The organism is Nonomuraea sp. NPDC049784, from assembly GCF_040659615.1.
Lineage (GTDB): Bacteria > Actinomycetota > Actinomycetes > Streptosporangiales > Streptosporangiaceae > Nonomuraea.
In genome coordinates, this window is record NZ_JBFAMX010000150.1 from 1 (window position 1) to 20,424 (window position 20,424).

Annotated in this window: 21 protein-coding genes; 11 read left to right on the forward strand and 10 right to left on the reverse strand. The window is 68.4% G+C overall.

Annotated elements, in window-relative coordinates; translation table 11 throughout:
- Together AB0J09_RS27665 and AB0J09_RS27670 are read left to right on the forward strand one after the other, a co-directional pair.
- The coding region (locus AB0J09_RS27665) for a helix-turn-helix transcriptional regulator (protein ID WP_360697051.1) at nt 1–386 on the forward strand (386 nt) is incomplete at its 5' end.
- Between the two features lie 465 nt (nt 387–851).
- Nucleotides 852–1,739 carry an alpha/beta hydrolase gene (locus AB0J09_RS27670; RefSeq protein WP_360697054.1) on the forward strand — a complete coding sequence of 296 codons (888 nt, stop codon included), beginning with the start codon at nt 852–854 and terminating at the stop codon, nt 1,737–1,739.
- Nucleotides 1,740–1,867: 128 nt separating this feature from the next.
- Here the strand turns inward: AB0J09_RS27670 and AB0J09_RS27675 are convergent, their stop codons facing one another.
- A complete protein-coding gene (locus AB0J09_RS27675) occupies nt 1,868–4,729 on the reverse strand; it encodes an AAA family ATPase (protein ID WP_360697057.1) in 2,862 nt (953 codons plus the stop codon).
- An 851-nt stretch (nt 4,730–5,580) separates the two neighbouring features.
- Between AB0J09_RS27675 and AB0J09_RS27680 the strand changes: the two genes are divergently transcribed.
- Complete coding sequence (locus AB0J09_RS27680; RefSeq protein WP_360697060.1) at nt 5,581–6,492, forward strand: HAMP domain-containing sensor histidine kinase; 912 nt, start codon at nt 5,581–5,583, stop codon at nt 6,490–6,492.
- Nucleotides 6,489–7,868 (forward strand): HAMP domain-containing sensor histidine kinase, encoded by a 1,380-nt coding sequence (locus tag AB0J09_RS27685; protein ID WP_360697063.1) that lies wholly within the window; start codon nt 6,489–6,491, stop codon nt 7,866–7,868. The genes AB0J09_RS27680 and AB0J09_RS27685 overlap by 4 nt, the downstream gene beginning before the upstream one ends.
- A 104-nt stretch (nt 7,869–7,972) precedes the next feature.
- Here AB0J09_RS27685 and AB0J09_RS27690 read toward each other — a convergent pair whose 3' ends face one another.
- Complete coding sequence (locus tag AB0J09_RS27690) at nt 7,973–8,746, reverse strand: SDR family oxidoreductase (protein ID WP_360697066.1); 774 nt, start codon at nt 8,744–8,746, stop codon at nt 7,973–7,975.
- Between the two features lie 202 nt (nt 8,747–8,948).
- Between AB0J09_RS27690 and AB0J09_RS27695 the strand changes: the two genes are divergently transcribed.
- Nucleotides 8,949–9,488 (forward strand): helix-turn-helix domain-containing protein, encoded by a 540-nt coding sequence (locus AB0J09_RS27695; protein WP_360697069.1) that lies wholly within the window; start codon nt 8,949–8,951, stop codon nt 9,486–9,488.
- A gap of 127 nt (nt 9,489–9,615) precedes the next feature.
- Here the strand turns inward: AB0J09_RS27695 and AB0J09_RS27700 are convergent, their stop codons facing one another.
- The 3 genes from AB0J09_RS27700 to AB0J09_RS27710 form a co-directional block, all read right to left on the reverse strand.
- A complete protein-coding gene (locus tag AB0J09_RS27700; RefSeq protein WP_360697072.1) occupies nt 9,616–10,302 on the reverse strand; it encodes an MFS transporter in 687 nt (228 codons plus the stop codon).
- Between the two features lie 69 nt (nt 10,303–10,371).
- The gene (locus tag AB0J09_RS27705) at nt 10,372–10,875 is read right to left on the reverse strand and encodes a DUF3592 domain-containing protein (RefSeq protein WP_360697104.1); all 504 of its coding nucleotides are present in this window, start codon (nt 10,873–10,875) and stop codon (nt 10,372–10,374) included.
- A 309-nt stretch (nt 10,876–11,184) separates the two neighbouring features.
- A complete protein-coding gene (locus AB0J09_RS27710) occupies nt 11,185–11,541 on the reverse strand; it encodes an AraC family transcriptional regulator (RefSeq protein WP_360697107.1) in 357 nt (118 codons plus the stop codon).
- On the opposite strand from AB0J09_RS27710, the gene AB0J09_RS27715 reads away from it, so the two are divergent.
- Nucleotides 11,446–11,781 carry a hypothetical protein gene (locus AB0J09_RS27715; RefSeq protein WP_360697110.1) on the forward strand — a complete coding sequence of 112 codons (336 nt, stop codon included), beginning with the start codon at nt 11,446–11,448 and terminating at the stop codon, nt 11,779–11,781. The genes AB0J09_RS27710 and AB0J09_RS27715 overlap by 96 nt on opposite strands.
- A gap of 81 nt (nt 11,782–11,862) precedes the next feature.
- A complete protein-coding gene (locus tag AB0J09_RS27720) occupies nt 11,863–11,994 on the forward strand; it encodes a hypothetical protein (protein WP_360697075.1) in 132 nt (43 codons plus the stop codon).
- Between the two features lie 46 nt (nt 11,995–12,040).
- Here the strand turns inward: AB0J09_RS27720 and AB0J09_RS27725 are convergent, their stop codons facing one another.
- Both AB0J09_RS27725 and AB0J09_RS27730 read right to left on the reverse strand, forming a co-directional pair.
- Nucleotides 12,041–12,892: a phytanoyl-CoA dioxygenase family protein gene (locus AB0J09_RS27725; RefSeq protein ID WP_360697078.1), complete on the reverse strand. Its 852-nt coding sequence runs from the start codon at nt 12,890–12,892 to the stop codon at nt 12,041–12,043.
- A gap of 232 nt (nt 12,893–13,124) precedes the next feature.
- A complete protein-coding gene (locus AB0J09_RS27730) occupies nt 13,125–13,811 on the reverse strand; it encodes a helix-turn-helix domain-containing protein (RefSeq protein ID WP_360697080.1) in 687 nt (228 codons plus the stop codon).
- A gap of 108 nt (nt 13,812–13,919) precedes the next feature.
- Between AB0J09_RS27730 and AB0J09_RS27735 the strand changes: the two genes are divergently transcribed.
- Genes AB0J09_RS27735 through AB0J09_RS27745 form a run of 3 tightly spaced genes read left to right on the forward strand, consistent with a single transcriptional unit; the run spans nt 13,920 to nt 15,199 of the window.
- Nucleotides 13,920–14,411: a DUF2231 domain-containing protein gene (locus tag AB0J09_RS27735; protein ID WP_360697083.1), complete on the forward strand. Its 492-nt coding sequence runs from the start codon at nt 13,920–13,922 to the stop codon at nt 14,409–14,411.
- Nucleotides 14,412–14,421: 10 nt separating this feature from the next.
- Nucleotides 14,422–14,838, forward strand: a complete 417-nt coding sequence (locus tag AB0J09_RS27740) for a hypothetical protein (RefSeq protein ID WP_360697086.1) — start codon at nt 14,422–14,424, stop codon at nt 14,836–14,838.
- A 4-nt stretch (nt 14,839–14,842) separates the two neighbouring features.
- On the forward strand, nt 14,843–15,199 hold the full coding sequence (locus tag AB0J09_RS27745; protein ID WP_360697089.1) for an ArsC/Spx/MgsR family protein: 357 nt from the start codon (nt 14,843–14,845) through the stop codon (nt 15,197–15,199).
- A gap of 126 nt (nt 15,200–15,325) precedes the next feature.
- Here the strand turns inward: AB0J09_RS27745 and AB0J09_RS27750 are convergent, their stop codons facing one another.
- On the reverse strand, nt 15,326–16,894 hold the full coding sequence (locus AB0J09_RS27750; RefSeq protein ID WP_360697092.1) for a M28 family metallopeptidase: 1,569 nt from the start codon (nt 16,892–16,894) through the stop codon (nt 15,326–15,328).
- A 326-nt stretch (nt 16,895–17,220) separates the two neighbouring features.
- Between AB0J09_RS27750 and AB0J09_RS27755 the strand changes: the two genes are divergently transcribed.
- A complete protein-coding gene (locus AB0J09_RS27755; protein ID WP_360697095.1) occupies nt 17,221–18,726 on the forward strand; it encodes a phosphoesterase in 1,506 nt (501 codons plus the stop codon).
- A 142-nt stretch (nt 18,727–18,868) separates the two neighbouring features.
- Here AB0J09_RS27755 and AB0J09_RS27760 read toward each other — a convergent pair whose 3' ends face one another.
- The gene (locus AB0J09_RS27760) at nt 18,869–20,071 is read right to left on the reverse strand and encodes a hypothetical protein (RefSeq protein WP_360697098.1); all 1,203 of its coding nucleotides are present in this window, start codon (nt 20,069–20,071) and stop codon (nt 18,869–18,871) included.
- Between the two features lie 73 nt (nt 20,072–20,144).
- Nucleotides 20,145–20,424 (reverse strand): hypothetical protein (locus AB0J09_RS27765; RefSeq protein ID WP_360697101.1); only part of this gene is annotated, 280 nt, incomplete at its 5' end.

Genomic DNA, 20,424 nt, shown 5'->3' on the forward strand with positions numbered 1-20,424 from the left:
CGGAGCTCGACGCGGTCTCGGAGGGCTTCGAACGCCTCGGCCTGCTGCTGTACGCGGCCGAGGCGGCGGCGCAGGCAGCCGCCCGCTACCGCGAGTGCGGGCTGTGGCGCGGCGCGCGGGCGGCGGAGACTCGGGCCTGGCGGCTCTCCCAGCGCTGCCAGGGCGCCCGTACGCTCGCCCTGATGGACCTCGACGTCCCCGGCCTGACGCCGAGGCAGCGCGAGATCGCGGTGCTCGCCGCCCAGGGGCTGACGAACCGCGAGATCGCCGAGCGGCTCGTCGTGTCCGTCCGCACCGTGGCGAACACGCTGTACGCCGTCTACGACAAGACCGGCGTCAACGATCGCACCGCCCTCGCCGCCCTTCTGAACCCGCCGGAGGGATAGCACTCCAGGGAGGACGACAGTCATCGCTGACTATCGCCTGAACAGAGGAAGAGCCGGCGCGTGCCCGACGCGCCTACCGTTCGATGCCGCAAAGTCCTGCAAGAGGCCGGACAGCGTGCGCCGGCAATGGCAGTACGAGCTGCTCGGGTATGAGACACACAGCTATGGGGGAACAATTCGGCGACTACCTTGTCCTGCGGATGGGGATTGAGGCCCCGATCGATGCCGCGCCGGGATATTCTCCGTGAACTCCAAAAACATTTCGCATTTGCCGTATTGAAGTTGCTCTTTGCCGCATTTATGGCCTTATCTAAATGCATCGCATGGCAGCGTAGGTAGCAAGGCCATTCTGGACGGCCCTGCCCCTGCCGGGGGTGCCTGCCTCACATTGACCCAGCGTGGCCGTCGCAGCCGCCCCTTCCACACCAAGTAACACATCACCGCCGGACTACTGGAGGGAACGCTGTGGAATCCCGAGCTTCATGCCAGGCGAAGGCGCCTCGGCTCTTCGCCCGATCCCAGCTCGGTGCGTCGGTCGCGGTGTTCGCGGCGCTCATCACGGCCGTCGCGCCGACGCCCGGAGCACAGGCGAACACCACGGCGTACCGGCAGGCGCCGTGCCCGACACCGGGCAGGGCCAGGCCGACGGTCGTGCTGGTACACGGCGCGTGGGCCGACACCTCCAGCTGGAGCGGCACGGTGAGCGCGCTGCAACGGGCGGGCTACGCCGTGCGCGCCGTGGCCAATCCCCTGCGCGGCCTGACGGGCGACGCTCAGACCGTACGGGACTTCCTGGACACCATCCCGGGCACGGTCGTGCTCGTGGGCCACTCGTACGGCGGCTCGGTGATCACGAATGCGGCCGCCGGTGATCCGGACGTCAAGGCCCTGGTGTACGTCGATGCCGCGGCGCCCGACGTCGGCGAGACCACGGAGCAGCTGAGCGGCTCCGGCTCGGCCCTCGGGGCTGACCCGGGCACACTGTACGACCGCGTCCCCTACCCGGGAGCCCCTGAGAAGGCGGCCGACCTGTACTTGAAGCGGGAGGTGTTCGTCCGCTCCTTCGCCTCCGACCTGCCCCGCGACACCGCCGACCGGCTCTGGGCCTCCCAGCGGGCCGCCTCCACGGCCGCGTTCACGACGCCGTCGAAGGCCGCGGCGTGGAGGACGATCCCGTCCTGGTACTTCATCGCCACCGGCGACCGCATCATCGTCCCGGCCTCGCAGCAGGCCATGGCGAAACGGGCGAACGCGAAGATCACCACGTTCGCCGGCGGTTCCCACCTCACGCTGTTCTCGCATCCAGAGGCCGTGACGCGGGTGATCGAGGACGCGATCTGCTCGGTGCGCTGATCGCCTGCTCTGCCGCATCGTGCACGTCTCGTCCCCTGCTCCTGCTGAACAGGCAGCCGTGAGCGCCGACATGCACACGCCGACGGGACGGCGAGCGCCGTGGGCTTCTTGGTCCTCCGGCGCCACGGCTATGAGTCCCGGAGCAGGGCAGGACTCTCGTCGGCGACGATACAGGCGAGTTCGACACGGGATGCGATGTCGAGCTTGGCAAAGATCCGGCGAAGATGGGTGGAGACCGTATGCGGAGAGAGAAACATTCGCGCGGCGGCCTGACGGTTGGTCAATCCTCGGGCGATCAGCCCCGCCACAGCGCGTTCCGTGTCGGTGAGACTGTCCCAGCCGAAGGCGGGCCGCTGTGATTGGTCCCAGTGGCGGCGCCGTACACCCAATGCACGCAGTCTCGCTCGCACGCGTGCCGCGTCCCGCAGTGCACCGATGCACTGGTAACCGTCGAGTGCCTGGTCCAGGCTTTTGATGGCCTGCTCGCGTGCGGAGGCGCCGGGTGTGGCGGCCAGCAAGACTCCTAGATCTTCGGCGCCTGAAGCGCGTGCCCACGGTTCAGGCTGATCGGCGGTGGTGGCCAACGCGCCGGGGTCCTTGTGAAGAATGCCGCGGGCGTGGGCGGCCGTGGTGGCGATGACAGGGAAGTCGGGGTTGTTCTTGGCCAGGGATTCGGCCGTGTCGACGATGGTCTGCGCATACGGGCGATTCGCCGTGGCCAGCGCCAGTCGTGTCATCCATGCGGCCATGAGAGGCGTCGTGATGAGCGCCCAGCGCCGCTCCTCCTTGTCGGTGTAGATGGCGTGGAGGATGTCCATCGCCTGTTCGGGATCGCCTTGGGCCTCGGTCACTGCCGCTATCACCCACCTTTCCCACACCGACCCGAACAACATCCCGGGCGCGGCATCTATGGAGTGGTATCGCTCGATGTGGTGGACTGCGGCTTCGATGTCGCCTCGCCGCATGGCGATGAGAGCAAGCATGGACACCCCGACGCGGACGAACCCCTGCGTGCCCAGCTCATCGGCGATCATCAGCCCGGCTTGGGCCTCGGCGGCGGCGTCATCAAGTCGACCGGTGGCCAGCCGCAGAACGGAGCGGAACAGCGCGGGTTGCGCGGCGAGCACGGTCAGCCCGAGAGCTTTGATTTCCTCCTCGGCGGCTTGGATGGCGATGTCGGCCGCCTCGAACTGTCGCATGGCCCTGTAATTGAGGCTCAGCAGTAGGCGCGCGTAGGGCCGTTGGATGGCTTCGACGGTGCCGCCGTCGGCGATCTGCACGGCTTCGTGCAAGTGTGCGAACGAGTCGGCGACCCGCCCATCGACTATGGCGAACCGGGCGAGCAGGAGGAGAGCCCCGACGACGGCGGCGTCGCTGTGTCGCTCGCGGTCGGCGAGAACGGCCACGGCCCGTAGCCGCCCCTTCCCGAAGTCATTCAGGCAGATGAGCCCCCAGAACACCGCCCATTCGGCGATGCCGCGAAGGTCATCTGAGATCTCCCGCTGGGTGAGCAGGCTTTCAGCCTCGGCTACCGAGTCTGCCGGTCGGCCGCTCAGAAGCAGGATGTACGCCAGCGCGCATCGCAGGCGGGGGGCCTGAGCAGGCGGTGCCCTGCTGAGTGCGGCACGGGCAAGATCGGCCGCCTCCGGCAGCCGCCCGATGGCGGTCAAGGCGTCGACCGCTGTGGCGGCACGATTGTGCCACTCAGGGTCAGCGAGGTCACTGAGTTCGAGCGCCCGCTGGGCGAGGTCGGCGGCGGTCTGGGGCGAGGATCGCAACACCTCGCGCGCCGCTTGATCCAGTCCGAGCAGTGCGGATGCGTCACCGCGGCTGGCGCCGTGAATGAGGTGTGCGGCGGCGGGAACAGCTGATCCGCCTCGTTTGAGCAGCATGTCTCCTGCGTCGCGATGCAAAGCCTGCCGCACGGGGGTTGGGATGGTGCCGACCACAGCCTGCCACAGCAGGTCGTGCCGGAAGGCCAGCTCATCCCCTGCGGCTTCGATGATGCCCGCCGACATCGCCTCCTCCAGCATGGGCAACAGGCCACTGGTCGACTCGCCGAGCATTTCGGCGAGATCCTTCACCGAGAAAGAGCGGCCCAGGACTCCGGCGCCTTGAAGCAGATGCCTGGTCCGTGCGGACACCCCTTCCAGACGTTCTTGCGTCACCACCCGAGCCCGCGGCAGCCGCGCCGGCACCATCCGCGCGTGACCATCGGCGACCTGGAACACGCCCTCGCTCTTGAGCTTCTCAAGGAGATCAACGAGTAGGAATGGATTGCCGTCCGCGAGGGCGGCCAGGCCCAGCACGTCTGGATCGGGCGCCGCCCCAAGGACATCGGCGACGACATCGGCCACTGCTCGCTCCTCCAGCGCTTGCAGCCTGATCCGCGTCGCGCCGTCGTGTTCCAGCACGTCGAACAGACGGTCGAGGCGGGGAACGTCGCCGCTGCCGCTCGTACGGGCCAACACCCAGATGAGCGGGTAGGAGGCGAGGTCTCTCGTGATCGACCGCAGGGCCAGCAGAGTCATCGGGTCGGCCCAGTGCAGGTCATCCAGCGTCAGGACCAACGGCCCCTGGGCCACCCGCTGTTCCAGCGGTTCCTGCAGGTGCTCCAGCAACAGCAGTCGATGATCGGTCGGATCCGGAATGTTCGCGTTGTCGCGCCTGGAAAGAGTACGACTGGATTCCCCGAGGGCCGACAACAGCGGGGCCAGTGGGATCAACTGGGTCAGTTCGTCCGCCACGCCCCTGCCGACATCTAGCCCTGCCTCCTCGGCGGCGGTGGCGGCCACGTCGAGCATGCGGCTCTTTCCGACTCCCGGCTGGCCCTCGACCAACAAGACTCCACCCCGGCCGGCTCGAGCCGCCCGGATCAAGCCGGCGAGGAGCTCCCACTCCCGCGTACGGCCACGCCAGCCGGGCCACGAGGATCTGCGGAAGTCGGGCAAACCTGCCTCTTCCAGGACATATCGGGATACGTCCCCCATAAATGCATTACACACCAGCCGTACGGAGCTCCGCAAACACGCCTGTGAAGCTTGTTGATCACATGCGCCGGGCGTGGGATTCACACGGATGTGCGATACGGCGGCTTCCTGCACGGGCTCATATTGGTTTCATCTGGCAGACCGCTCACGCGACTCCCGCCCTCTCCAAGCCTGACATCCCTTGAATCCCTTTCGAAAGGATGGCAATGGTGGACCTGCCCAGCAACTGCCTGGTACTCCTGTGGCCTCTGGTGACGCTGCTCACGTGGATGGTCGTCGCCAAAGGCCTCACACACCTGCTGGCCGGCAGATCATCGACGGCCGAGTGGCACGAACTCTCAGCACGCGAGAGGTCCGCCTTCACGAAGTTCGCTCGCGGGGAGATCGACGAGGACGAATACCGGGGAAAGGCCTCTCACCACCGCCAGGAAGCCGGTACGCCCCCGCGCCGAGCCGGCTCCGCCGACCGGATCCGCACCGGGGTCGTACAAGAGCCCCATGAGCCTGCCGGTGCGTCGCCGGGCAACTCAACGGGCGGTGGGAACGTCCGCCGGCGCCTCCTGCGCCTGCCGCATCCGAGCCCTGTGCGACGAGCGGCTCGCACGGGGTCATCGATGTGGAACCGGTGTAGGCCGCGTTCGCTCCGAGGACAGATCACTCTTCTGGTCACCGTTGTGGCTGCGGTTGTGGCCGTACTCACCCTCCTCGGCACTGGAGCGGAGACATATCTGATAGCCCAGGCCGGCGCCCTGCAACTGGTGGTGCCTCAGATCCGTCTGGGAACGACGTACGCCGTCCATGCGAGGCCACCGCTCTGGGGCCTTGCATGGCCTGGCTCTCTCCCGTTGAGCGTGGGGCTCCAGACCGTCGAGCTGATCGTCTTGGTCGGCTGGAGCGCCTGGAAGGTGGCCGGCAGGCTGCTGCGCCCCCTGGGGACGATCCGTGCCGAACTCGCTGTGATCGACTTCAGAGCCGTGCCCGCTCGCATCTCCGAACCAGGAGAGGCGCAAGAGATCACCCGCTTGTGTCGCACGATCAACAAGGTTGTGGGACGTATGAGCAAGGCCAAGAGAGAAGTGGAGGAGATCGCGCGCCGCCAACGGCAGTTCGCCTCCGATGTCTCCCATGAATTGCGCAATCCCATCGCAGGACTGCTGACACATCTGGAAGACGCACAACAGGATCCCCGTCGGGCCCGGTTGCCCGAGTTGCTCGGAGCGACGTTGGATCAGGTGGAGCGGCTCCAGGCGATCACCGATGACATGCTGTCCCTGGCTCGGCTACGCACCTGCGCATCCGCAGAACGACAGCAACTCGATCTCGCCGCGCTGGTCCAGAAGGAGATCTCTCATCGGGCGGATCGGCTCCCGGTACGGCTCCAGCTGACCCATGGCACCACCGTCAGTGCCGTGCCGTCCCAGATCGGCCGGCTGCTCGCCAACCTGCTGGACAACGCCCAGAGGCACTCCGAACATCTCGTACGGGTCGAGGTGCGTGCCACCCACACCGCCGTCGAACTCGCGGTCAGCGACGACGGGCCGGGCATCGCGGTCGACGACCGGGAGCGGGTGTTCCACCGTTTCACCCGGTTGGACGACGGCCGCCGGCTCGACCACAACGGCACCGGACTGGGCCTGGCCATCGCCCGTGACATCGCTCACGCGCATCACGGCACCCTCAGCGTCGAAGAGAGCACCGCGGGCGGGGCTCGTTTCGTCCTTCGGCTGCCGCGAGTCCGGTCACGTGAAAAGAGATCCTCATGAGGCTTGGAAACTACTCGATCAGAGGCCGCGTGGCGCTGTTCACCGGAGCGGCGGTGGGTGCGCTCTGCGTCGTGTTCTCCACCGTCCTGTTGTTCGCCATCAACAGGATGGCCACCCAGAACCTCACCAAAGAGGTGACGGCCGTGGGCGAGCTGGCCGCGTACTACGTCGACCGGGGGGAAATCGTCAATCCGCTTCCGCCCATCTCGCAGGACCTGATCCGCCCCGTACAGGTGGTCGATCCGCGCGGGCAGGTCGTCGCCGCGACCAAGGATCTGCAGCACCAGCCGGTCATGGCGCATTTCTCGCCCAAGGGCCCGCAACGCGTGGCCAGTGCCGTCGTCTGCGATTCCGTTTTCGCGGCCGGACGATGCCATATCGTCGTCGCGCAGCACGTTTATCGCAACGGCGACTGGACGATCTACAGTGCCGCACCGGCGCTGCCGTTCTACGTCTATCCGAGTGTGGCGGCCCTCTTGATCGGGGGGGCGGTCATCTTCACGATCGCGGTGGCCTACGGATCGCGGCATACCGTCACCAGCTCCCTCAGACCGGTCAACGCCATTCGGGCTCAACTCGACCACATCCGGAGCAGCAACCTGGGGCGCCGGGTCCCCGTCCCCGCGGCCCAAGATGAGATCTACCTGCTGGCCCAAAGCGTCAACCAGACGCTGGACCGGCTGGAGGACGTACTGGAACAGCAGCGGCGGTTCTGCTCCGACGCCTCACACGAACTGCGCAGTCCGATCACCGCCATCCGCGCCCAGATGGAGGACGCCCTCCTGGCGCCAGAAGACATCGAACTGGCCGGGCTGTGCAACGCCGTACTCCCGAGCGTCGAGCGGCTCCAGTCGATCGCGTCCAACCTGCTGACGCTCACTCGACTGGACGCCGGCCTCCCCTGTGAGCGACGGGCGGTCGACTTGGCCGAACTCATCGCCAAGGAGCTGAAGAACCACCGCATGAGCAGGAAAGTCGTCCAACGCCTGACACCGGGCGTCACGGTCATGGGTGACCAGTCACGGCTTGGCGAGTTGATCGGCAACTTGGTTCAGAACGCTCAACGGTACGCGTCATCTACGGTCACGGTCACCCTCTGGTGCGGGGACGGCGACCCGGCCGCCGACCCGAGATTCCCGGGGGGTGTCGCGGAACTCGAGGTACTCGACGACGGCGCCGGAATCGCCGCCGACCAGCGCGAAACGGTATTCCGGCGGTTCACCCGGCTGGACACCGCGCGCAGCAGGGACGCAGGCGGCGTGGGGCTCGGTCTCCCCATAGCCCGGCAGATCGCCGAGAGCCACGGCGGCACGCTGACCATCCAGGACAGCGATCGAGGTGCCCGCTTCGTCGTCCGTCTCCCGTTGTTCTCGTAGGCCGGTTCGCCACCCGGCTGGGAATTCCGCCGACTCCAATGCACCGCACTGCCTGGTCGGCGCCCTGCCCACGTTTCCGTTCGGTGGCGCCGGCCCCGTGCCGGTCAGGCGCGCATGTTCGCGCCGCCGTCGATGGCCCACACCTGGCCGTTGATCCATTCGGCGTCGTCGGACAGCAGGAAGCCCACGACCGCGGCCAGGTCGCTCGGGCGGCCCAGCCGGGTGGTAGGGACGTGCTCCAGGAACATCTTCTGGAGCTGGACGTCGTTCTGCGCTGCCTGCGTCTCGCCCATGACGAGGCCGGGCATCACTCCGTTGCAGCGCACGCCCTTGGGGCCGAACCTCCCGGCGATGTGACGGGTGAGCGCGTTGACCGCCGACTTCGATGCCCCGTAGGCGGGGCGCTTGCGGTCGCTGGCACTGACCGCGGCGCCGGAGGAGCAGTTGACGATGCTGCCGCCGCCGTTGTCCAGCAGGTGCGGCAGGACGGCGCGAGCCGTACGGACATAACCCAGGACGTTGACGTCCAGAGTCCGTTCCCACACGTCAAGGTCGGTGTCGAGCAGCGACTTGTCGCGCCCGAGATTGCCCGGCGACAGGTCCGCGCCGACGTTGAACAGGCCGTGCACGGTGCCGAACTCCTCGAAGGTCCTGGCGACCATCGCGTTGACGGAGTCCTCGTCGGTGAGGTCGAAGTGCACCGCGATCGCCGAACCGCCAGCCTCGGTGATCTTGGCGGTGGTGGCCTGCGCGCCGGACAGGTTGATGTCGCCGACGACGACGTTGGCACCCTCCTCGGCGAGCCTGATCGCGGTGCCCGCGCCGATGCCGGTCGCCCCGCCGGCCACGATGATCGCCTTGTCCTTCAAACCGCGCATTGTCCGCTCCGCTCGATTCGGGCGCCCCGCTGTTCTCGGTGGCGCCTACGTCGTGATGTAGGCCGGTGCCGCGATCCGATGGGCGCCCGCCACCCGGTCAGCCGAACCGTACACATATGTACGGTTCTCTCGGCACTAAACGTACAATCATGTACGGTTCGTGGCAAGTTAGGGTTGGACCGTGCGTGAAAGTGGGTTGCCAGTGACACGGAAGGACGCCGCCCGCAACCGGGAGCGGCTGCTCACCGCGGCCCGGCGGATGTTCGCCGAACACGGCCACGACGTCGCACTGGAGGAGATCGCCCGGGTCGCCGGGGTGAGCCGCACCACGATCTACCGCAACTTCGCCACCCGCGAGGAGCTCGCGGCCACGGTCTTCGCCGACAACGTCGCCCAGATCGAGCACCATGCGGCCGGACTGCGGGAACAACCCGACGGCGCGGTCAAGCTGTTCGACTTCGTCCTGGACATGCAACTGGACAACCGCGGCCTCGCCCAGGTCCTGTCCAGCGCCGACCTGCAATGGTTCATCGAGCATTCCCGCCGCATCGCGGCCTGCTTCGAGCCTCTCCTCGACCACGGCCGCGCGGCCGGCGTCGTCCACCCCGTCGTCGACATCGACGACCTGATGCTCGCCATCTCCATGGGCGAGGGCGCCGTCAACACCAAGGACGTCGCCCAGCGCGACAACCGCCACAAACGCGTGCGGGAAATGCTCCACCGCGCCCTTTTCACCCGCTGACGCCGGCCGCCCTTGGTGGAGCACGAGCGGCGTGGGCAAAGCCGTCTAACGGTTCATCGGCCTGAGCCGCGTGTCCACGACTGAGCGTTCTCCCTGGTGAGGCGCAGGGCCACGAACGAGATTTCGGTCAGGTCCCCGGAGGGGCGTTCCAGGGCCGTGGTCCGGCTGGTGGATATGGCATGCCGGCCGAATACGGTTGCGCAGGTCGCCGGGTCAGGAGAAGCGCAAGTCCGCTGACGGCAGCAGCAATCAGCCCCGCGACCAAAGGAACCTCCGCGATGAGGTACCCCCACCTCCACCCGAGCGCGCTCGTCAGCCATTGACTGATGAACGGGCCAAGAATCAGGGCGAGGACACCAAGAGCTGCCAGTATCGCGAACACCGCGCCCCGGTGGCGGCCCGTCCGCCGCGCGAATGCCGCCGTCGCCCCCGCCGCGCCGCCGGCGCCGAGCCCGCTCAGAACATGGCCGGCCAGCAACATTCCGGCGTTGGCGGCGAGCGCGTCCAGCAGCACACCAATGATCATGAAGGCGATGGCCAGCATACCCACTGTCGTCAGAAAACGGCCACCAAGGATGACACCCAGCGCCCCACCCGCTGCCGCGCCGGCCAGGTACGCAGCGAGAGTCGTGAGCAGGACGGTTTGGCTGGACAAATGGAGGGCTGACTGCAGAGAAATCCGCATTATGGGCCCGAAGGGCGCCGTCAGCAGGTACAGACCGGTTAGCGCAGCGATCCCTGGGCCGATCAACGCCCATGCCGGTTGCTCCCCGCCCGGCAGGGCGGCATACCTTTGTGGTTGATGATCGTGCATGCGGATCAGTGTGCACCGGGCTCGACTGCCTCGTCCACCCCGCTATATCACCCTCTGTTTCGGCCCTTGTCAGGAATGGGATGGATGCGCGTCCAGGTCGACCAGGTTACGATCCGGGTCGGCAGGGTCGTACAGCACGCGAACGCGGGTCTGGCCCTGCAGACGAGGGCCTGGGTCGTAGCGGAGGTAGTCGCTGGCTGCGGCGTATGTCCGGCCCGTCCGCTCATCCTGCCACGTCGCATGGACAACGAAGGGGTGCCGGTTGTTCACCCGCACGGTGAAGTCGCGCCCCACATGCTCGATCTCCGCCCATACCTGCTGGCCCTGCTCCCAGAGCCAGGCTCGCAGCCGAGCGATCCGTCGTCCCTTGACGAACAAGGCCGCACCGATCGGCGTGAACACCACACCCAGTCCGCCGACGATCAGCGGAGCTAGGAACGCTGACCAGAACGACGCGATCCGCGCGTCGGACGGATCGTCCGGGTCGTAGGCGACGGGTACGCCTTCGCCCTTCCTGTAGGACGGCGGGTTGCTGCCGGTGGAGCTCTGAAACGAGTACTGCCTGCCGTCGATCCTCCACCCACCCCGGGCGCGGCCGGCCCGGCCGCGTGTTCCAGGCGTTGCGTCCGGATCTGCGGTGGGCGACGACTTCGGAGATGCGCAGGCCGGCGAAGGAGGGCGGCGGCGCGAGGACCATGTCGCGTGGGCTGGAGGTGAGCTGGACGTGGCGGATTCAGCGGCGGGCGCGGCGTTCGTCCGGCTCCCCGGTCGAACGGACGCGCGGGGACTTGCGGGCGGGCTCGCAGCGCAGGAGACGGCGGAGGGGGCCGCATCCCCGGCGCCGTCTGGCTGGTGACCGCCAGCCGCCCCTGAGCCGCAGGGTCAGGGGTCTTGGACGAGCGGTTGCAGCACTGTAAGTCCGCAGGACTCGGCCGGTGACGGTGGCGCGACCTCCGGCGCGGTGACGCGGAACGTGGTCGGGGCCATGCCGTAGATCGCGCGGAACCGGCGGGAGAAGTGGTACGCGTCCGCGAAGCCGCACTGCAGAGCGATCGCCTGCATGGACAGGTTGCTCTGCCACAGCAGCGGTCGGCCCTGGTCAGCCGGAGCAGTTCGACGGCGGCGACCGGACCGACCCCGAACGTGCGGCGGAACGTACGCGACAGCGTGCTCGGCGAGACCCGGGCGGCCGAGGCGAGCTCCCGCATCGGGACCGGCCTGGCCACCCCGTCGGACCAGTGCTCGCGCACCGCGCGCATCATCGCGATCACCAGTGTCGGCAGGGCCGCCGGCGTGCGGTGCGCCGGCGCGGGATCGGCCAGGAACGTCAGCACCAGCAGGCGCAGCGTCTCGCAGGCCTGGACCTGCCACCCCGGCGGGCACTCGGCTCCCAGCCAGAGCAGATACTGGCACAGGGCGCCCATCGGGTCGTGCCTTCCGGTCAGGTCCCGTACCAGTGGCCAGCTGGCCGGCACCTGACCGGTGAGCGTGAAATGCACGTACGCGTGCCGGGTCGGGGTGCGAGGATCCCAGCGGAACGCGTCACGCATACCTGGCCGGATGAGCAGCAGCTTGCCCGGAGTCAGCGGCAGCGCGACGTCGTCCCACAGCCAGGTGGCGCTGCCTGCGAGGAGCCAGACGAACTGGTACGACCTGGCCTCGCGCGGGCCGAAGGTCGAGCCGGGCGGATAGTCCGCGACACTCGGCCCGAGCCGGGCCACCAGATCGACGGAGATCGTCACCTGTCACAGCCGCCGTCGCGATTCGGGCGGATGCGCGGCCGGCGCACGTTCTGGAGCCCCTTGTACGCGTACGGGTCGGAGCCGGCGACGAGGACGACATCCCGGAAGTCCGCCTGCGCCATGGCCGTCCCCTCCGCCGGGGCGGCCCAGGGCAGCAGGGATTCGGCGCTCATGTAGTGGTTGACCAGCGCCCGCCGGTAGCCGTGGCGGCCGGTGTTGGGCAGCGACTTGTGCAACAGGTAGCCGTTGAACACCACCACGGAGCCCGCCGCGACCTCGACGGGCACCGCGTCGGAGTCGTCGAACGGGAAGCCGTAGGACTCCACCGTGCAGTCGTAGCGGGGATCGTCGTGCTCGCGGTTCGGGTAGAGCACGCCACGCCGGTGCGATCCCGGCAGCACCCAGAGGCACCCGTTCTCCACGGTGGCGTCGTCGAGCGCGAGCCAGGCCGCCGTGAGTGAACGGTCGCGGGTCGGGATGAACAGCTCGTCCTGGTGCCACGCCTGCCCCGGTTCACCCTCGGACTTGATGAACAACATCGACTGCATCGCCTTGACGTTCGGGCCGATCAGCGAGGTGAGCGCCGAAACGATCGCCGGATGGCGCATCGTGGCGAGCATCACACCGGAGAGCTTGTGCGGGTAGTGGACGCACAGAAACCTGCGCAGCACGTCGTCGTCGGTGTCGGTGGTCCTGGCGGGGAGCGCGCCGCGGATGTCGCCGAGCTCGCCCCGGCAGATGCGGATGGCCTCTTCGAGCAGCTTGCCGACCTCGCCGGAGTCGAGGGCGTGGTCGAGGACGAGATAGCCGTCGCGCTCGTACGGGATCTTCAGGTCGGGGATCGTCATCGCCCCATCATCGCCATCGCGGCAAGGTCCCGGCCATGGCCCGATCACGCATCCGGATGGCGAATTTTGTCACCCGCAGTCGGCCAGATCGGCGGTACGCGGAGCGAACTGATAGCCGCAGATCGCGAACAGCCCGAACACGATGCCGGAGTTCATATGGACACTGTCAAGCAGGCATCCGCTTGTGGGGTGACAAGCAATCCTGAGACGATCTCTCTCCTCACGGTGGCCACTAGGGGGCGGTCAGGCGGACGCAGCATTCGCCCGGTTGGGGGTCCAGGACCGCTTCGACGCCGGTGGCCTTGAGACCTTCGAGGTAGCCCGACAGGAAGCCGTGGTTCATGCCGCAGACCAGATCGGGGGCCTTGGCGGCCAGCGGGTGGAAGGGGCAGTTGCGTAGGCGGATGTCTGTGGGGCTGATCCGGTAAGGCTCGAAGCCGTGCTGTTCGAGCATGCGCTGGCAGAAGGTGAGGGCGCGCTCCGCGCCGAGCCTGCCCGGCCGGGATCGGTCGCGCTCGGCGCTGCCCAGGCCGCGCCCGCGTTGCCGGGCGATCCTGATCGCCGCCTCATTGCCCGCCTCTCCGTCGCGCTGGGTCAGGATGGCGTCCAGGAAGAGGTCGGCGAGAAGTGCATGTCGCCGCTCGGGGATGGTGACCCGGATCTCGGCGTCGCCGGGCAGGTAGACCTTGGGCCGGCGCCCTACCTTGCGCACCCCTTCCGGAGCGGCGTAATCAGCGCGCAGCAGGCCCGCCGCGACCAGCTTGTCCAGGTGGAACGCGGCCAGCTTGCGGGAGATGCCCACACTGGCCGCCGCCTCGTCGCGGGTGACGGGACGGCCTGCCCGGCGGATGTAGTCGAACATCTCCCGGCGCGACTCCTCGCCCAGGACGCTGACGATCGCGACGTCGTTGGTGGTCACTTAGCCAAAGTACCTCCAATCTCCACGGGTGATAACCGCTGACTTGACGGCTCCATGCGAATAAGACCAACATTGATTAGCGAAACTACGCTGGAGGGGACGGTCGTCGTGGATACTGCCAAGAAGCCGGTGAGCCCGGCCCTGGCCGGACCGTACGGGCACCCGTACCACCCGATCCTGGTCACCGTGCCCATCGGTGCCTGGGTGTCCAGCCTGGTGTTCGACATCGCCGCCCAGCTCGTCCGCGACCCGGAGTTCCTCGTTCGAGGGGCACGCTGGTTGATCGCCATCGGCGTGATCGGCGCGCTGGCCGCGGCGTGCGTGGGCGCGCTGGACCTGTTCGCCATCCCCACTGGAACCCGTGCCTTCCGGACCGCCGTGCTCCACATGGGCCTGAACCTGCTGGTCACTCTCGCCTACGCCGCCAACTTCCTGTGGCGATCCGATGACCGTACGGAGCTGGGGATGCTCGCGCTCAACGCCGCCAGCCTGGTCGTCCTCGCGGTCGCCGGATATCTGGGCGGCAAGCTCGCCTTCCGCTACGGCGTCCGCGTCGTCGACGAGGACGCCCAGGCCGAAGGGTTCCTCCGATCGAAGTAAGAGGTGTTCCATGGAAATCGCCGCACTCGTCACCTGGGTCCTCACCGCGCTGGGCGGCTTCTACCTGCTCGCCGGCTGGCTTTCCCGGGGCGGCGCCAAGCAGGGGAGCGGCAGCCATCTGCCGGTCCCGGTCATCTTCGGCCACTTCGCGCTGGCCGCCGTCGGCCTCGTGGTGTGGATCGCCTACCTGCTCACCGGCAACCACGCCCTGGCCTGGACCGCGCTGATCATCTTGGTGCCGGTGGCCGCGCTCGGCTTCACGATGCTGGCCCGCTGGATGCCGGCCAGGCGCGTACGTGCCACAGTGGCCGCGGGGCAGCAGCCGGCCCCGGCCGAGAGCAACTTCCCCGTGCCGGTGGTCGTGGCCCACGGCGTGCTCGCCGTAGTGACCGTGGTCCTGGTCCTGATCACCGCCATCGCGGGCTGACCCGGTGGAGATCTGGATCAACCCCGCCTGCTCCAAGTGCCAGTCGGCGCTGTCGCTGCTGGACGGCGAGCAGGCCGACTACACGGTGCGTCGCTACCTGGAAGACCCGCCGAGCACCCAGGAATTGGAGGAGGTGCTGCGGCGGCTCCAACTGGAGCCATGGGACATCACCAGGCTGGGCGAACCCGTCGCGGCCGACCTGGGACTGGCCGAGTGGCCACGCACCCAGGCCGACCGCGGCCGATGGATCCAGACGCTGGCCGCGTACCCGATCCTCATCCAGCGTCCGATCATCACAGTTGACGACGAAACCGCCGTTGTCGCCCGCTCCCGGGAGGCAGTCCTTCGCGTCGCGCGATGATCAGGTTGCGACAGATGGCCGCCTGGCCGTCATCCTGTCGGCCAGGCGACCGGCCGTTCGCCGGGAGATAGCCGGAGCCGCCGTGCGCCCGCCACGGGGGCAAGGCGAGCGCACGGCCCGGCTCGTTCAGTTCTTGGTTCTGCCGTGGATGTCGGCTCTGGTGTCGGCGGCGGCGCGCCGGGTGGCGGCCGCTGCACGCGTGTCGGGCCCGGGCAGGTCGGAGCTGAAGGCGTAGACGACGGCGGCCGTGGCGATGGCGCCGGTGTTCAGCGCGAGTGCCTTGTCGTTGATGTTGGCCATGGTGTCGCAGGCCTGGTGGTAGCAGGCGTCGTAGGGCTGGCCGGCGGTGCCGCCGAACAGCGTGGCCTCCTCGGCGGTCTTGATGCCTTCCGCTCCGGTGAACAGCCCGCCTGCGGGGATGCCGACCGCGATGAAGGGTCCGTAGTCGGAGCGGCCGTCGAAGTCGGTGCCGTTGTGGCCCTGGCGCAGCACGTCGAAGTACTTCTCGAAGAGCTTCTCGATCTCGTCGGATCCGGCGGGACCGGCGGGGGAGCCGGTGGCGTCGGAGTCGTCACCGTCGTAGATCTTGAAGGCGTAGTTGGGCGAGGCGACCATGTCGTAGTTGAGGTACAGCTTGATCTTCGCGAGTTCGGCGGCCGGCAGGGAGGCCACGTAGAACTCCGAGCCGAGCAGGCCCAGTTCCTCGGCGCTCCACCAGGCGAAGCGCAGCCGGTTCTTGGTGGGGATCTTGCCGAGCGCCTCGGCCACTGCCAGCGTGGACGCGCTGCCCGAGCCGTTGTCGTTGATGCCCGGCCCGGCGGGCACGGAGTCGAGGTGGGCGCCGGCCATGACGACCTTGTTCGGGTCGCCCCACTTGGAGTCGGCGATCACGTTCTGCGTGGTACGGATCTCGCTGACGGTGTCCGTCTTGAGATGCACCACGGTCGTGGCCGAGGCCAGTTCCTCGCCCACGGCGAAGCTGGTGCCCAGCACGGGGATCGAGACGGGCTCGCCGAGGTTGCCGAGGAGGGTTTCGGTGCGGCCGGGCTGGCCCTCGTTGAAGATGATCGCGGCGGCGGCTCCGGCGGCCTGGGCGTTCTGTGCCTTGACGATGAAGTTGCAGGTGCCACGCTGCAGCAGGGCGATGTTGCCCGGGGTGAAGCCGGCGAAGTCGGAGGACTCGCAGCCGGAGGTCGAGCTGCTCGGGGTCGGGCCTGGTGGCAGGGTGAGGTCGACGTTCTGCAGGGTCCCGGTGACTTCACCGGAGCCGGAGTAGCTCATGGTGGCGAACTCCCCGACCGACGAGCCGTCCGGCGGGGTGGGGGTGAAGACCCTCGGGTTGGGTGAGACCCGCTCCATCGACGCGGTGGACAGTTCCTCGAAGTAGGCGAAGTCGAACGGCTGCACGGTGACCGTGTAACCCGCCTTCTTCAGCTTGCCGACGACATAGTCGCGGGAGGCCGCGTGGCCGCTGGTGCCCGCTGCCCGGGTGCCGTTGTTGGCGTTGGCGATCGACTGCAGGGCCTGCAGGTGCTTCTTGACGGCGGGCGCGGTGACGGAGTCGATCAGCTTCTTCTGGGCCCCGTTCGGTGCCGGGTCTGCGTGCGCCGCGGCGGGGACGAGCGTCAGGGGTAAGGTGAGCGCCGCGGCCACGGTAAGGACGCGGAACACACCCCGGCGCGAAGTGATGCGCATACGGGCTCCTCTGGCTTGCGCGAATTGGTGCATTTCCCCCGAATCGTCGGCATGGAGAACGTAGACCGGCATATGCGTCCCGGGAAGGCCTGAATCGCGCCCAGCCAGTGGCCGGTGCACGGTTGAGCGCTGTGCGCCGTCAAGGCGCTTCAGTGCCCTGCCAAGGCCGTCTGGCCTCACTCATCGTCGGCAGCCGGTCGAATCCTTCTGACGTCGGTCGGATTTCGACTGTTCGCCTGGCGGTCGGCGGCCGGTCAAGGGCTCGTCACATGGCATCGATGGACTCGGGCGGTTGTATAGCGCCCTTTGGAGAGGAACCAGTCTCGATGTCCGCTTCTGAGAGACCCGAGTCCGTCACGCGGCGGCGGCTGCTGGCCGTCACCGGTGGACTGGTCGGTGCGGTCGCCGTCGGCGGCCTGACCGGTCCGGCTTGGGCCGATGACCGGCGACCCGGTGATGGTCGCCGGCGGTGGTTGCCCGGCGACCACCACGTGCACAGCGAGTTCAGCGTCGGCTACGACAACTCCACGACCCCGCCCAAGCCGATCATCGGCGGGGATGCGATCTACCCGTTGTCGGTCAACGCATCGCATGCGCAGCAGTTCGGGCTGGCCTGGATCGTGTCGACCGACCACGGTGGCCCGCTGCACTCCAAGCTGGACGCCGAGCAGCGGTACCCGAGCCTGCTGGAGGCGCGCCGGTCCGTGCCGAAGGTGCTGCAGTTCTACGGCATGGAGCTGGATACGCCCGCCGCCGACCACTCCAGCCTGATCATCCCGAAGGTGACCACCGAGCGGGACATCCTGTTCCAGTTGGAGAGCCGTTTCTCCAAGCGCGACCCGTTCCCGGCGGACCCGTCGTTCGACACCGAGCAGAAGATGCTGGAAGCGCTGCGGGTGATGCGGCAGCTCCCGCACAAGCCGCTGCTGTTCGCCAACCACCCGGCCCGCTCGGCCACCGGTCTGGGCGTCTACGGCCAGGACACCCCGGCGGAGTTCCGCAACTGGAACGACACCGCGCCGGACATCGCGCACGGCTTCGAGGGCGCCCCCGGCCACCAGGCCGGATCGCTCAACAAGGATGGCAGCATCAACCCGAACGGCGATCGAGGCGGCTACGGCAACTATCCCACGATGGGTGGTTTCGACCAGATGACCGCCCGGCTCGGCGGGCTGTGGGACTCACTGCTCGGCGAGGGCCGCCGCTGGTGGATCACCTCCACCTCCGACTCCCACAGGCACTACAGCGAGGGCGGCAGCGACTTCTGGCCGGGCGAGTACTCCAAGACGTACGTGCACGCGGGCTGGGACTACGCCGACATCCTGGACGGGCTGCGCAGCGGCCGGATCTTCGTCGTCATCGGCGACCTGATCGACCAGCTCGACCTTTCGGTGTCCCGTACCGGTGAGGCGCAGGGCCAGGCCAACGGCAACACCGCGACCGTGGGTGAGACCCTCAAGCTGCGCGGCAGCGACCGTGACGCCGAGGTCGAGGTCCGTTTCCGCGTGCCGCGTACGCCCAACGCCAAGGGCGAGCGCCCGCAGGTCAACCGGGTCGACATCATCACCGGCCGGATCACCGGCCCGGCCAAGGACCGCTCCGCCGACACCAACACCACCACCAAGGTCGAGGCGCGGTACGGCCCCAGCCAGTGGCGGCGCGAGGGCGACGAGATCGTCGTCCGTCACACGCTGCGCGACATCGACGGCCCCATGTACGTCCGCGTCCGCGGCACCAACACCGACGAGCCCGAGCCCCAGCCCGACCCGCACGGCTCCGACCCGTGGGCCGACCTGTGGTTCTACTCCAACCCGGTGTTCATCGAGCGCTGACGGCAAGAGACCACCGTTCGTCTCCGTCCCAGCCGGCCGGGCGCGGCGCCGGCCACGAGGCCGCGCCCGGTCACCTCGGTGCCTGGAGTTCATCCGCCTCCTCGAGGAAGCGGCGGATTGACACGGCGCCGCGGCGCGACAGTCACCGGCTCGGGCTCGGTGGTGCGTGGCCCAGGGCCGAAAGAAGAAGGTGGCGCTGGCGCAGGGTGAGGTCGCCGATGCTGGCGTCACCGTCGATCTTCGCCTGGCGGAGTGTCTGGGTGATTTCGGTGATGGTGTGTCCCGGGAGGGCGCGGAGCAATGTCGCGGCGTTGGCGCCGATGATGACCAGGTCCCTGCGTGACAGCAGCGCCTCCAGGCCGAGCCGGCCGGTCGCGACGGCGGCGCGCAGCTGCGTCAGCGTCATCTGCTGAGGCGACGGCGTCGGAAGCGGGCTTGGCGTGCGGGGGCGCGGGGCGGGCCGCGGGCCGGCACCCTGGGCGGCCGCGATGGGTATGGCCGCTTGAGGCAGATCCTCTGAAAGGAGAGTTTGCGCCGTGACCAGCAGGCCTCCGACGGTTGCCACGGCGGCCACCGCGAGGATGACGTGGCGACGTGAGAGGCGTCGGCTGTCGCGGGCTATCGTCAGCCCGATCGCCGCGGTGCGCAGCAGCACGCCGGTGACCATGCCGAGCAGGATCGGCACGCTCTGCGCCGGCAGGGGCGCCACGCCGGCGAGCACGACGCCGGCAGCCGGAGCCAGACAGGAGATCGCGAGCCAGGGCGTGAGCCGTCTGCGGGCCAGGTCGAGCAGTGCGGCCAGGGCCAGCCCTTCGCTGGCGGAGTGGATCACCAGGGCGGTCACCACGATGGCGGAGGCGGCCAGCGCCAGAGTGGCGCCCTCGATCATGCGGTGCAGGGACATCGCGGCGGCGGTGCCGACGCCGCCGTAAACGGCGGCGCTGACGGCCTGTTTGACCCGGCGGTGCAGGCCCGGCGCGTGGCGGCCGCCGGCGGGGGTGTCGTCGTGGTTGTGGCCGCATCCCTTGCGAGTGAAGTACGTGATGACGACGAAACCGAACACTCCGGCCAGGCCCACCACCCACAGTGGCACCCCGGTGGCCTCGGCTTCCTTCCAAGCGTCGGGCAGCAGGTCGACCAGGGCCGTGATGAGCATCAAGGCCGAAGCGATGGCCAGCCAGATGCTGATCGCCGCGACGTTGCGCCGGGCCAGGTGGGCACCGGCCAGCGTGGACAGCGCGACCAGGATCACGGCTGTCCAGGTCGCCCAGCCCGGCAGGGCGGCGTCCAGGGTCGAGTTTTGAAGAGCCACCGGTAGTGCCGGCCCTCCGAGCGGCATGAACATGGCGCGGCCTTTCTGGCGACAGTGCGGGGTAACGCAGCGCGAATAATGAGTCGGCCAAGGGGAGCCGGTCCGGTCATGCAGGTGCGACGGAGTCGTTGTACGCAGGCAATGGCGCGGTCGCCGGTCCTGAAGACAGAGGCGAGGCCTCGTGGGCGCCGCGGTCGGGCGTGGTGAGATCCTCCAGCACGACGCGCAGGTGGCCGAGCCGGGCGTGCAGGGCTTGGTGCAGTTGCCGCCCGTGATCGGCGATGGCGCTGTCGAGTTGGTTGATCTGTTCTTCGATGGTCTCGCGGTAGGCCTGGTGGGCGGCCTGGGTCAGTGTGCCGGCCGCTGCGGTGGCCTGGCGTTGCAGC

Coding starts and splice junctions, on each gene's coding strand:
- AB0J09_RS27675 (WP_360697057.1), bottom strand. CDS start 4,729: ATGGGGGACGTATCCCGATATGTCCTGGAAGAGGCAGGTTTGCCCGAC.
- AB0J09_RS27685 (WP_360697063.1), top strand. CDS start 6,489: ATGAGGCTTGGAAACTACTCGATCAGAGGCCGCGTGGCGCTGTTCACC.
- AB0J09_RS27690 (WP_360697066.1), bottom strand. CDS start 8,746: ATGCGCGGTTTGAAGGACAAGGCGATCATCGTGGCCGGCGGGGCGACC.
- AB0J09_RS27700 (WP_360697072.1), bottom strand. CDS start 10,302: ATGCACGATCATCAACCACAAAGGTATGCCGCCCTGCCGGGCGGGGAG.
- AB0J09_RS27720 (WP_360697075.1), top strand. CDS start 11,863: ATGAGCAGCAGCTTGCCCGGAGTCAGCGGCAGCGCGACGTCGTCCCAC.
- AB0J09_RS27725 (WP_360697078.1), bottom strand. CDS start 12,892: ATGACGATCCCCGACCTGAAGATCCCGTACGAGCGCGACGGCTATCTC.
- AB0J09_RS27740 (WP_360697086.1), top strand. CDS start 14,422: ATGGAAATCGCCGCACTCGTCACCTGGGTCCTCACCGCGCTGGGCGGC.
- AB0J09_RS27750 (WP_360697092.1), bottom strand. CDS start 16,894: ATGCGCATCACTTCGCGCCGGGGTGTGTTCCGCGTCCTTACCGTGGCC.
- AB0J09_RS27755 (WP_360697095.1), top strand. CDS start 17,221: ATGTCCGCTTCTGAGAGACCCGAGTCCGTCACGCGGCGGCGGCTGCTG.
- AB0J09_RS27760 (WP_360697098.1), bottom strand. CDS start 20,071: ATGTTCATGCCGCTCGGAGGGCCGGCACTACCGGTGGCTCTTCAAAAC.